This window comes from Paenibacillus sp. FSL W8-0187, assembly GCF_037969755.1.
Taxonomy (GTDB): Bacteria; Bacillota; Bacilli; order Paenibacillales; family Paenibacillaceae; genus Paenibacillus_AQ.
In genome coordinates this window covers 107,258-120,143 of record NZ_CP150206.1, presented here as the reverse complement: position 1 = coordinate 120,143, position 12,886 = coordinate 107,258, and the positions used below count along the sequence as shown (strand labels likewise).

Genomic DNA, 12,886 nt, shown 5'->3' with positions numbered 1-12,886 from the left:
TCGTACTAACTAAGTACATTCATAATAAGGAGGTATTTATTCATTGAAGAAAAGACTATCACGGATGCTCGTAACCCTTCTCGCAGTCACACTGGTTCTTCCTGCTGGGGTAATGGCAGCAGATAACAGCCAAGTTGCTGCTGGAGGAGGCCTTCAGAAAACCGCCGCAGAGAAAGCCAAGCTGCTCACCGAGACTTATGGTACGACAAGCGTTCAATATGCCCTTATCGACAACGGAGTGATTACCGTGTCCGGTCAAGCGGGCGTCAATGATATCGAAGGAAAGAAACCGCTGACCAAGGAAACGATGTATGGCATCGGCTCCACGAGTAAAGTGTTCACCGCCGCTGCGGTCATGAAATTGGTGGATGAGGAGAAAATCAACCTGGATACGCCTCTGGTTCAGTACATACCCGAATTCACGATGAAAGACGAACGTTACAAAAAAATCACGCCGCGCATGCTGCTCAACCATTCCTCCGGACTGCAGGGTTCCAGCCTGAACAATGCATTTTTGTTCGAAGATAATGACCCTCATGCACATGACACGCTGCTGAAGCAGCTGTCCACCCAAAATCTGAAAGCAGACCCGGGTGCATTTTCCGTTTATTGTAATGATGGATTCACGCTAGCTGAGATACTGGTAGAGAAAGTGAGCGGCAAGGAGTTTACCGCATTCATTCATCAATCTTTTACCGAGCCGTTAGATTTGGACCACACGAAGACATCCCAAGATACGTTGGAGTTAAGCCAAATGGCGGGTCTGTATTTTCCTACTCACCAAGGACAGCTTCCTAACGAGACGGTCAATGTGATCGGAACCGGCGGCATCTATTCTACGGCTGAAGACCTGGTGCAGTTCGCGCAGATCTTCACTGGGGAAGCCGAAGGCATTCTTTCCGACAAATCCGTTAAAGCCATGGAGCAGGAAGAATATAAAAAAGGTCTGTGGCCCGAAGATGCCGATAACTCGTTCGATTACGGACTCGGCTGGGACAGCGTGAGACTGTTCCCGTTTAACCAATATGACATGAAAGCCGTAACCAAAGGCGGAGACACTATCCTGTATCATGCTTCGCTCGTAGTTCTTCCAGAGCAAAATATGGCTGCCGCCGTATTATCTTCCGGGGGTTCCAGCTCAACCAACCAATTGTTGGCCAACGACATTCTGCTGCATGCCCTTAAGGAAAAAGGCACGATCAAGGAATTCAAGCCGGAAAAATCATTCGGCAAACCAGTCAAGGCCGACATGCCTAGCGACATCGCCAAAAATGCAGGTTACTATGGCGTGACGAATCAGCAGATGAAAGTCGATATCAAGGACGGCGAACTGTCCATTACCGTACCGATGGTGCCAGACTATCCTGCAGAGAAATATGTATACACTGCAGATGGAACATTTGTCAGCGCGGATGGCAGCACGAAGGTTAGCTTTGTCAAAGAAAAGAATGACCGCCTCTACTTGTGGGTAAGACAATATGTAACGATTCCTGGACTTGGGCAAATGGCTTTATCGCATTATACCGCCGAGAAAATGGAAGCGAACCCGTTATCCAAGGAGACCGCTGCCGCTTGGGCCAAGCGGGAAGGCGAAACGTTCTATCCATTGAACGAGAAATTCACATCGCTGATGTACTTCATCACGAAACCGACGGTAGAGATTAACAGCAAGAGTGGTCTGGAAGGATATCTGATCGACAAGAAGATCATCGACTCGGATACCGCAGTAAGCCAGCATCAGGTTCCGGCGATCGGCAGCCGGGATACGTCCGAATTCCGTTTCTATAAGGAAAAGGGCGTAGAGTATCTCGAAGGGGCAGGTTCCCTGTTTGTGAGCGGTAAGGACGTTAAGCCGCTTTATAAAGGAAAAAAATCAACCGTTACCCTGCAAGCCGATGGCTATGCCAAATGGTACACCGTCCCTAAACAAGCTGCAGGCAAAACGATGACCGTCACCCTGCCGGCACAAGGCGCATTCGCCGTGTATGACGAAAAAGGTGCCGTTGTGAACTACAGCATCGTCAGCGGCAGTAATGAAGTGAAGCTCCCAGCCAATGGAGCTGTCGTATTTGCCGGTGCTCCAAGCTCCGCATTCGGTATCACCCTGAAATAACACGAAAGCAAGCAACCCGATTAGCCGCTAGGCTTACGTAGGGTTGCTTGCTTTTTTTACTGCCAAGGGACGTTGTGAGGCGCGGCAGCCTGTCCGCTATCATTCAGTAAAGACCGCGAGATTCTCAAGCGTAGAATTCAAGCCCTCTTCGTGATCTTCCTGACGTATGCCCTCAGGAACGTCCTCGCAAACAATCGTCACATCCGTGCCTTCCGCAAGTGCTGTCAACGTCCATGTCATGGTCATCAGGCCCCCGTAAGCGGGGTCTTCCGACTCGAATTCAAAACACTGCACGATTTTCTTGTTTGGCACCAACGCCAGGAATTTACCTTGGACGATATCCGTACCTTCCGATGATTTACCGAGATTAACTTGGTCCGTTCCATTATAGGTGAGTACCATTCGATAAGTCCCGCCTTCACAGGCATCAAAGGTGTCGATCTGACCTGACATCCCCTCTGGGGGAAGCCACGATACCCAAGCCTTGGGGTCAGTAAATGCCTGATATATGGTTTGTGGCGATGCCTTAATCATTCTCGAGGCAGAGTCAATTCTCTTCTTGCTGGACGAATCCCCCATTGATGTTAACCTCCTTATGGCGTCATCAAAATCCGGGTCAAGCTTTCTTAAGTTTATAACATATGACCACCCATAATTTCTTCTCAATTGCTCAGTTGAAAAAGCAAGCCGACCCCGATAGCCATAGGCTTAGGTAGGGAAGGCTTGCTTTTTCTTCAGCCGGGGGGCGATGCCTCGGCAGAGCATGCACGCAGTGCAGGCCCACGCGAAAAAGCAAGCCGACCCCGATAGCCGTAGGCTTAGATAGGGGAGGCTTGCTTTTTCTTCATCAGCCGAGGAGCGAATAGCCTCGGCTGCTCATGCACGCAATGCAGGCCCTCGAGCGACCCGCCAGGGAAGCTGCCAAGAGGGCCGAAACCACGCGAAAAAGCAAGCCGACCCCGATAGCCGTAGGCTTAGGTAGGGGAGGCTTGCTTTTTCTTCATCAGCCGAGGGGCGAAGCCTCGGCTGAAATATGGACGCAATAGAGGCCACGAGGACGTCCCCGCCAGGGGAGACCGAGCGGTGGCCGGGCACAAGCACCAGCCCCGCTCAGATCCTCGTACCAACTCCGTACGCCGAAGTTCCGGGTGTCCAGAGGGCAGCGCCCTTGGGGCCCTCCCTGGCAGGGAGGGTTTGGGCGGGTGGACTACTTAACGAATCCCAACAACATCTCACGAATCAACTTCGCAGCTACGATCTGGGTCTGCTCCGAAGGATCATAGATCGGCGCCACTTCCACGAGATCGCAGCCGACCACGTTCACGTCGGAGCCCGCAATGAGGTGCACGGCTTCCAGCAGCTCCTTCGATGTGATGCCGCCTGCTTCTGCAGTACCGGTGCCCGGTGCGGCAGATGGATCAAGCACATCGATGTCGATAGTCACGTAGACCGGACGGTTGCCCATGGAAGGCAAGGCTTCTTTAAGAGGCGCCGCCACTTCGAACGGATAAAAATTAATGTTCTCCCGTCCATATTGGAACTCCTCGCGGGAGCCGGAACGGATACCGAATTGATAAATATTCTTGCCGCCCATAATGCCCGCCGCCTTGCGGACCGGTGTGGAGTGGGACAACGGCTCTCCCTCATAATGCTCGCGCAGGTCAGCATGGGCATCGATATGGATCAGAATAAGATCCGGATACTTCTCATACACCTTCTGAATGATCGGCCAGGATACGAGGTGCTCGCCGCCAAGTCCGATCGGGAATTTCCCGTCATCCAGCAGTTTGCCTACATAATCGCCAATCACTTCAAGGCTGCGGCCCGCATTGCCGAAAGGCAGCATAAGGTCGCCTGCATCGAAATACGTCATGTCTTCAATGCTTTTATCTAAGTACGGGCTGTACTCCTCCAAGCCTACGGAAGCCTGGCGAATACGAGCTGGGCCAAAACGGGAGCCGGGACGGTAGCTAACCGTGAAATCCATCGGCATACCGTAAATGACAGCTTTGGACCCCTCATAATCCTCAGAACTCAATATAAATACGTTGCCGGAGTAACCTTGATCCAGTTTCATCAGTTTATCGCTCCTCCTTATTTCACCAGGTCTTCAACAAATTTAGGCAGCACGAATGCGGCTTTGTGCAGGCGAGGCGAATAGTATTTCGTATCCATCTCATCAATCGTGGACTCGTCCACTTCAAGCGGATCATACGTTTTGCTGCCCATGGTGAAGGTCCACAGACCGCTTGGGTAGGTTGGAATGTTCGCTCCATACACTCGGACGATCGGGAAGATTTCCTTCACGTCTTTGTTGACCTGCTGAATCAGGTCCGCTTTAAACCACGGGTTGTCCGTTTGCGCCACGAAAATACCGTCTTCCTTCAGCGCTTCGTAGATCCCTTGGTAGAATCCGCGCTCAAACAATGGAGCGGCCGGGCCCACAGGCTCGGTGGAGTCTACCATAATGACGTCGTATTCGTTCTTATTCTCTATGATGTGCATATATCCATCGTTAACCAGTACTTCGACCTTCGGATCATCCAGCTTGCCGGCGATCTCAGGCAAATACTGCTTCGAATATTCAATAACTTTTCCATCAATTTCAACGAGTACTGCTTTCTCTACGCCCGGATGCTTGATCACTTCGCGAATGACGCCACCGTCTCCTCCGCCGACAACAAGAACCTTCTTCGGATTTGGATGCGTGTTCAGCGCGGGGTGAGCGACCATCTCATGATAGACGAATTCATCCTTAATTGTAGTCATAACCATACCATCCAGAACGAGCATACGCCCGAATTCCTCAGTATCGATCATGTCCAGTTGTTGAAACTCCGTCTTCTCATGTACAAAAGTCTCCCGGATTTTAGCCGTGATGCCAAAAGTCGGGGTTTGCTTCTCTGTGTACCATAATTCCATCGTCGTCACTACCTTCTTTCCGCTAGAATAATGTTCAGCCGTCCAGATCCAAGCCGCAAAACTTTATTCGGGGCAGATGCCTTTAGCTTACAGTTTCACACTTTTCCTATTGTACCAAACAAATTAGATTATATTAAATCAAGCCCAAATTGCAACCAAAACTTCCGGCACAAACGAATGGAAGCAGAAACATCATCGCTTTCGATGAATATCCTGCCCTCAGCAGCCCCATACTATATAGAAAAAGAAGGCAACCAAGGGGAATTTGAGCATATCTCCATTTTTGGCAGCGCAAAAGCCTCGACTCTACAAAAAGGACTGGAAGGAGAACCACTGATGCCGGGACAAAAAAAATCACCCAAGCGCAAACGTCGTTTCGTCCGGCTTGCTACATTTCTGTTCGTACTCCTTGGCATTTCGATCATCGCCGGCGGCATTCTGCTCGCCTATTTATTTATAACGCCACTGCCCGTCGCGGAAACATCCCGCTACTCCCGTCTGCTTGACAGCCAAGGAGATTTAATCGCCACTTTCTCGACCACGGGGCATACATCCGAGCAAGTGAGTTTGAATGATATATCTCCTCATCTGATCCAGGCTACCTTGTCGGTGGAGGACCGGAAATTTTATGATCATCCAGGGTTTGATATGAAGGGCATGGCCCGAGCCGTATTGGTCAACCTGCAGCATATGGATCGCAAACAGGGCGCCAGCACATTAACCCAGCAGCTTGCACGAAACTTATACCTATCTCATGAAAAAACATGGACTCGCAAACTCAAGGAGGCCAAATTCACTGCCCAGCTTGAGATGAAATATACGAAAGATCAAATACTTGAAATGTACCTCAACGAAATTTATTACGGCCACGGGGCTTACGGTATCGAATCGGCGTCCCTGCTCTACTTCGGCAAACCGGCAAAAAAACTGACTTTGGCCGAAAGCGCGATGCTGGCTGGCATTCCAAAAGGTCCGACGTATTACTCGCCCTACAATCATATGGACAACGCGCTCAAAAGACAGCAGATTGTCCTCAATGCCATGGCGGAGACTGGGTTCATTACCGAGACCGAGGCCGATAAAGCCGCCTCGGCCAAGCTCGCCCTGCTTCCTCAGGACCGTCAGGAGAATAAAGTGATTGCCTCCTATTTCCGGGATTATGTCCGGAGCCTCGTCACCAAACAGCTGAACATTACGGATCAGCAGCTCGAACAGGGTGGCCTCAACATCTATACGACCCTGGACCCGCGGGCCCAAAAGGCAGCAGAAGAGGCTGTATCCGAAGGTATGGACAACAAGAGCGAGCTGGAAACGGCGCTCGTGTCCGTCGACCCGCGTAACGGGCACATCAAAGCCATGGTTGGCGGTAAGAACTACCGGGAGAATCAGTACAACCACGCGTTGGCCAAAACAAGGCAGCCCGGGTCGTCATTTAAGCCGATTATGTACTTAACAGCCATTGCATCCAAGGAAATGACGAGCACCAGCGTGTTCAACAGCCAGCCCACTCTGTTTCATTACGATAACAACCGCAAAACGTATCAGCCCAGCAACTTCGGCGATAAATATTTAGGGGAAATTCCCATGCGGGAAGCCATCGCCGCTTCGGATAATATTTATGCCGTGAATACCATTATGAAGATAGGCCCGGATAAAGTAGCCGACATGGCGAAAAAGATGGGCATCACAAGTCCGCTTGCGCCTGTCCCCTCGCTGGCCCTGGGAACCTCACCCGTCAGCCCGCTGGAGATGGCCTCCGCTTATGCTGTTATGGCTAACAACGGCAAACGGGTATCACCTGTCGCCGTACTGAACATCACCGATGCCGCTGGCCGCAGCTTGTATACAGCGCCGGAAGAGTCGGGTGAACAAGTGGTTGAACCTGCTGCAGCTTACGTGATGACTCGCATGATGGAGGGGGTATTCGAGACAGGTGGCACGGGCAACCGCGTCTCTACCCTAATGAAACGGCCGGTTGCCGGGAAGACGGGCACCACCGACTCCGACGCTTGGCTTGTGGGCTATACACCGGAGCTGGCAACGGCGGTTTGGGTTGGATATGATAAAGGGCGGGAAATCAGCAAAGTCGACGGGCGGCGGGCAGCGCCGATTTTCGCCCAGTATACGGAGAAAGCGCTGGAGAATGTACCGCCCAAGATTTTTCCGATCCCGGATGAAGTCATCAGCGCTTATGTGGATCCCAAGACCGGGAAGCTCGCAGGCACCGACTGTCCTGGCAAAATTCTGGAGGTCTTCGTTAAGGGTACGGAGCCTACCGAATATTGTGATGAACACGGAAACGGAGAGCCTGCGAAGAAGGCGGACCCTGCAGATGCGGCCGAGAAACAGGAAGAACGTTCCTGGTGGAAAGATTTCAAACGATGGTGGGTTGAGTAACTCGGATCGCGAACCGTCACATCAAAAAAACAGCAAGCTCCTATTACGGGACTTCCCCGCAAGAGGACCTGCTGTTTTTCTCTTTTTCACAATAGGTTATGTAGATGGCTTCATTATAAAACGGTTATATATTCGATCATGGAACTACCCAGAATCACGATCACGAGCATCAGTGCAACATAAACCAGCAGGATCGCATACAACGGATCCAGGCCACCGCCAACCATTCTTCTCTTGTAGCTGGTCATGACGAATAACGGCACGGTCATCACGGTGCTGATGAACGAGAGAAGGATGATAACCTTGGATATATCACCATTCAGGAACAGGAACAGAAAACTAACCACATACAATACGAGGAATATGGGCAGCAAAGCCCCGAATCTTGCCATCACTTCTTTTAGCTTAGCAGTCGGGTTGAAGGACAGCTTGACCGCAGCGAAGGTAAAGGCGTTCAACAGGAATAAGAAAATCGCAGTCCAAATGATAGGCTTTAGGACAAGATCTGCAAATGCCCCCTCAGGCAGCCCTTGCAGTTCATGATGAAGCGCTGCATACAGCGCGAGTGGAAAAAGAACAACATAGAGCACCATGGACACGATCGCATTGAAGAACTGACCGCTCTCCGTTCCGGCAGCTGCGCCAAAGGGATGTCTGAGTCCCTTCAGAAAATAATCCCCGTAGAGCTGCCCGTACAATTTTAAGCTGGTCCAATAAGGATTAGGTTCCTCTTCTTCTTCGGCATGCTGCCGGCCTGCCGCTCGGAACGGAATATCCGGCGGGGTATACACCGGCAGAGCAGATTCGATCTGGCGTGCATGAGGTATCTCCCCTTTACTGCTGGCACTTCGTCTATTCACACTATAGACCTCCGACGTTGCTGCTTGCTCTTTCATGGCGGCAAATACGGGTGAATCCTCGATAATCAGCCTTGCCCCGCATTTCTTGCAATACTTCCCATCTCCCGTTTCATATCGACATATTGGACAAGTCATACTCTGGCCTCCCCTATTATACACATCCGCAAATCGAAGGATAGGTATTAGATAATGTACACATTCGAATTGAAACGTTTGGCCCGTGCAAAGATGTTATGCAGCGCATGAGGTGTCCTGGACCCAGGTATGCTTCTTATGCGAATTTACATCTTTTTGCTAATAGTATAAGTTGGCGTGATATGAAATGGAAGGATTTTCTGAGGAGCGACGCTGCACCTAACCGTTGGTATTGGTTAATACTATAGGACTTGTCGATTCATTCTTGGACTGTGAAATGCTTGTGAACAATCAAATATCCGTTTGAATATTGTGTGTAAATCGGGTATATTATGACTAACAATCAAATCAACGTTTGAATATAAAGAATAAAGAGCACTTATTGCTCCTAATCCAAGGAGGTTGTTCCTATGAATGCCCGGACGATGAACGAAGAAGTCTCCCTTGAGCTGTGTGAAACGGAATGTCCTTCAACCGAAAGGGTTGCTTTGTTAAAAGAAACGATCTCCGATGATGATATGATCGGCATGGCAGAAATCTTCAAGGCTTTGGCCGATCCGACGCGGGTCAAGGTAGCCTATATGCTGGACCGTGGCGGCGAGCTATGTGTTTGTGATGTAGCCGAAGTACTCGGAAGTTCAACGGCAACAGCCTCCCATCATCTGCGTACGCTGAAGAACAAAGATATCGCCAAATCGCGGAAAGCCGGAAAGAATGTATACTATTCGCTCAAAGATGACCATATCCGGACACTGCTTCACATGACGCTGGAGCACCAGAAGGAGAAGATGTAGATGAGCACAGACAACCATCAACGTTCCAAATCATCTCCGGAGGCAAGCGGAGAACTTATTGAATACCGGGTACATGGCCTCTCATGCCCTAACTGTACACGCGAAATGCAGGAAGAGATCCAGAAGCTGGATCATGGAAACAATGCCCGACTTAGTTACAACAGCGGGAAATTGACCCTCTCTCCCCATGTGAATCTAAGCCGGGTAGAGACCATTCTGAAAAGTGACGGTGCGCGCATCGTTCATGCTCCGCAGACAGCCTTATCGGCCGCCGGCGCTGAAGCACAGCCTGCCCATTCATCGCATTCTCACGGATCGGCACAAGGTCATGATCACGAACATAGCCATGGTCATGCTCATGAACACAGTCATGGCGGCGAAGGGAACATGAAATGGCTGCTGTCGATCTCCGCTGTTTTCTATCTCTTAACCTTTCTATTAGAAGGAAAAGTCCCTGAACCGATTGTGATCGCATTATATGCAGGGGCTATGATTTTGAGCGGATATACGACATTTTTGCGCGGACTGCGCAATCTGACCCGCTTCAAATTCAATATGGATACTCTGATGACCGTTGCGCTCGTGGGCGCCGTCATCATCGGGGAATGGCGGGAAGCCACGCTGGTTGCCATTCTATTTGGTCTTAACGAGCTGCTGGAAGGTTACGGCATGAATCGGGCCCGACAATCGATGGAAGCCCTGCTGGCTGCTGCACCGAAAGAAGCCGATCTATGGAAAGATGGTCAAACCCAGCGCGTACCGATCGAGAGTCTCTCTCCCGGAGACGTTGTCCGGGTAAGACCCGGGGAGAAGATTCCTTCGGATGGGGCCATAACCCAAGGAATCGGGGCGGTGAACGAAGCCGCCATTACCGGGGAATCGGTACCTGTTACGAAACGGGAGGGCGATGCTGTATTTGGCGGCAGTGTAAGTACCGATGGCGTTCTCTATATCGCCATATCGAAGGCCTATGAGGATTCCTCCCTGGCCAAGATCATGCATCTTGTACAGGAAGCACAGGACAGCAAGACGCCGACAGAGCTCTTCATCGATAAGTTTGCTAAATACTATACTCCGGCGATTATGATCATCGCGCTGGCGGTTACGCTAATTCCTCCACTGCTGCTGAATCAGCCCTGGATGACCTGGATCTATCAGGGGCTGTCCATCCTCATTGTCGGGTGCCCTTGCTCGCTCGTGCTTTCTTCTCCGATTGCACTGGTCAGCGGGATGACCCGCGCGGCACGCAACGGGATTCTGATCAAAGGCGGGGTCCATCTGGAGCAGCTTGGCCGGCTGGAAGCCATCGCTTTTGACAAGACGGGAACCTTGACCAAAGGCGAGCCTGCCGTGTATGCGGAGACGGTATATGATGAAACCAAATTTTATGCCGTTGTAGGCGCACTTGAGCAATCTTCTCTTCATCCGTTGGCTAAAGCCGTCATGAAGCATCTGGAGATCAAGAATCCGCAGTGCATGTTTAATGAACCTCAACAGATAACGGTATTGCCAGGTGAAGGCATTCGAGCTGAAATTGGTGGGAAACTGTTCTGGGTCGGAAGCGAGGAAGTGTTGAAGCATGTGAACGGCCCGCAAGATCATATCAGCGCCGTAGAGGAAGACATTCGGCGTATGAAGGCCCAAGGCTATACGATCGTTGCCGCCGTAAGCGAGGATCGCGTATTAGGTCAGTTCGGCCTTGCCGACGAGATCAGACCGGAGACCGAAGCCGTTGTCCGCAAGCTCCATGAGGCCGGTATCACGGATACGGTCATGCTGACAGGCGACCACGAGCAGTCCGCACAGGCGATTGCGAAGCAATCCGGTGTATCTCGGGTATTCGCAAGCCTCCTGCCGGAACAGAAGGTTGCCAAGATTAAGGAGCTCTCTTCCCGCAAAAAAACCGGCATGGTTGGTGATGGTATTAACGATGCCCCTGCATTGGCCGCTGCCGATCTGGGTATCGCGATGGGGAAAGGGACTGACAGTGCCATCGAAACGGCAGACGTCGTATTAATGCAGGATCACCTTGGCAAGCTGCCAGGGGCCATCCAAACCGCAAGACGGGTCAATCAGATTATTAAGTGGAATATCGGGCTCTCCTTGTCGCTGAAGGCCATTGCTTTACTGCTTACGATCCCAGGATGGCTGACCCTGTGGATCGCCATCATTTCGGACATGGGGGCAACCATTATCGTTACCTTGTTGGGTCTCACCATTCTGCTTGGCAAGGATCAGGAGCTGAAATCAGGATATTGATATCACCGGAGCTTCGCCCCTTCAGGGCAGCTCCGTTTTTTTTAGTTCGCCCTTTGGCGCGCCAGCTCTAATCCTTCGCCATCGCGTATATCCTTTTTTACATGATTTTGTGATGGGGTGAAACATTTTCCATTATTTAGCCGTTTATATAGACGGGAGTGTGAAAACCAGAAGGAGGAAATGATATGAAATCCGTGCAAATCATCAAATTAGCAGGTACCGCATCCATAGCCATGTCTTTATTGCTTACGTCCTCATCGCTCACAACGATTCCTGCCCATGCGGCAGCAGCCTCCACATCACAGAGCAAGGTAACATGGAGCACGCTGGATGTGAAACATAAACCTTATACGAATAAAGGCGTTGTATTCATTCCATTGAAGGAAGTTTCCGAACAGTTGCAGCTACATTTGATTACCCCGGGAAAAAACGAACTGTACATTAACAGCCCGACACAGTCTGTTCGCATTACCATCGGACAGTCGCGCGCAGTCAATGCCAAAGGGACCGCTCTGAAGCTCGAAGCGGCTCCGGTTGTGAAGAAAGGCGTGACTTATGTTCCAGCCAGTCTGATTACCAAAGCCTTCGGTATTCCTCTGAAGTATGACAGTAAATCCGGACTTAGAACGACCTTTGATGCTTGGTCAAAATACGCCTATGCTTCCAAGGCCAATATGCTGTTCTGGGTAAATCGCGAGAATGGGATGCTGTCCATGGGTAAAGTTGGATCCATGCCAGCCCAAGTTGGCATGATCCCCGTTGAGGAGATCGATCAAGTCAGCTTAAGCGCACATCGTATCAACAGCAATACCTATGTCGTCGACTTGTCCAATTATTACGGCGAACCTCATATTCATGAGGGAAGATATCGGGTGCTCATTCAGGACAACAAAATCCTGAAGCTATCCAAAACCAATCATTCCAATTTTGCCGGAATAAACTACAAACCAGACCAACTCAGTTTCCAAGGCAATATTGCCATGATGAACGGCAGTACGCTTGAGCTGGTTCATCCGACAGGCAAAACGGTCAAATCTTATGACCTGGCCGCGCTCACGGGAGTAGAGGATAGTTTTATCGTAGAAGCGATCGAACAGGACTTCCTGCTCGTCCGACCCTACACGAAGGCGACCCTATATATCGTTCATCCGACAGGCAAGACAGCGAAGCTTATCTATCCTGAACTTCTAGATGAGGAAACCATCAAGGTCATTGAGGAAATGCCGCCGAACGAGGTGGGCTTCATTGGTGACGGTTTAACGTATATCGGATATGCCGGCGGCAAGCTGACGTTCCAATACAATAATCCGTTTCTCGGTCAAAAAGAAAAACGGACCTACACCCTTCCATTCTAACCATATGCAATGACAAAAAGACCGGCGGGATTCGTTCACGAATCCAACCGG

9 protein-coding genes are annotated in these 12,886 nt (G+C 50.7%); 5 read left to right on the top strand and 4 right to left on the bottom strand.

The window, feature by feature from the left end:
• The first annotated feature begins 43 nt into the window (after nucleotides 1–43).
• Nucleotides 44–2,113, top strand: coding sequence for a serine hydrolase domain-containing protein (locus MKY48_RS00555; RefSeq protein ID WP_339269278.1), 2,070 nt, complete (start codon nucleotides 44–46; stop codon nucleotides 2,111–2,113).
• 99 nt (nucleotides 2,114–2,212) lie between these two features.
• Here MKY48_RS00555 and MKY48_RS00550 read toward each other — a convergent pair whose 3' ends face one another.
• From MKY48_RS00550 to speE, 3 genes are all read right to left on the bottom strand, one after another.
• Nucleotides 2,213–2,692: an SRPBCC family protein gene (locus MKY48_RS00550; RefSeq protein ID WP_339269276.1), complete on the bottom strand. Its 480-nt coding sequence runs from the start codon at nucleotides 2,690–2,692 to the stop codon at nucleotides 2,213–2,215.
• A gap of 628 nt (nucleotides 2,693–3,320) precedes the next feature.
• The gene (speB, locus tag MKY48_RS00545; RefSeq protein ID WP_076326381.1) at nucleotides 3,321–4,190 is read right to left on the bottom strand and encodes an agmatinase; all 870 of its coding nucleotides are present in this window, start codon (nucleotides 4,188–4,190) and stop codon (nucleotides 3,321–3,323) included.
• Nucleotides 4,191–4,207: 17 nt separating this feature from the next.
• Nucleotides 4,208–5,035, bottom strand: coding sequence for a polyamine aminopropyltransferase (gene speE, locus MKY48_RS00540; protein WP_076326380.1), 828 nt, complete (start codon nucleotides 5,033–5,035; stop codon nucleotides 4,208–4,210).
• Between the two features lie 336 nt (nucleotides 5,036–5,371).
• On the opposite strand from speE, the gene MKY48_RS00535 reads away from it, so the two are divergent.
• Nucleotides 5,372–7,432: a PBP1A family penicillin-binding protein gene (locus MKY48_RS00535; RefSeq protein WP_076326399.1), complete on the top strand. Its 2,061-nt coding sequence runs from the start codon at nucleotides 5,372–5,374 to the stop codon at nucleotides 7,430–7,432.
• Between the two features lie 113 nt (nucleotides 7,433–7,545).
• Here the strand turns inward: MKY48_RS00535 and MKY48_RS00530 are convergent, their stop codons facing one another.
• The gene (locus MKY48_RS00530; protein ID WP_076326379.1) at nucleotides 7,546–8,427 is read right to left on the bottom strand and encodes a hypothetical protein; all 882 of its coding nucleotides are present in this window, start codon (nucleotides 8,425–8,427) and stop codon (nucleotides 7,546–7,548) included.
• 410 nt (nucleotides 8,428–8,837) lie between these two features.
• On the opposite strand from MKY48_RS00530, the gene MKY48_RS00525 reads away from it, so the two are divergent.
• The 3 genes from MKY48_RS00525 to MKY48_RS00515 all read left to right on the top strand — a co-directional run bounded on the left by MKY48_RS00525 (nucleotide 8,838) and on the right by MKY48_RS00515 (nucleotide 12,835).
• Complete coding sequence (locus MKY48_RS00525; protein WP_076326378.1) at nucleotides 8,838–9,221, top strand: metalloregulator ArsR/SmtB family transcription factor; 384 nt, start codon at nucleotides 8,838–8,840, stop codon at nucleotides 9,219–9,221.
• Entirely contained in the window at nucleotides 9,222–11,480 is a 2,259-nt protein-coding gene (locus MKY48_RS00520) for a heavy metal translocating P-type ATPase (protein WP_339269274.1), read from the top strand.
• A gap of 185 nt (nucleotides 11,481–11,665) precedes the next feature.
• Nucleotides 11,666–12,835: a copper amine oxidase N-terminal domain-containing protein gene (locus MKY48_RS00515; RefSeq protein WP_339269272.1), complete on the top strand. Its 1,170-nt coding sequence runs from the start codon at nucleotides 11,666–11,668 to the stop codon at nucleotides 12,833–12,835.
• The last annotated feature ends 51 nt before the right edge of the window (nucleotides 12,836–12,886 follow it).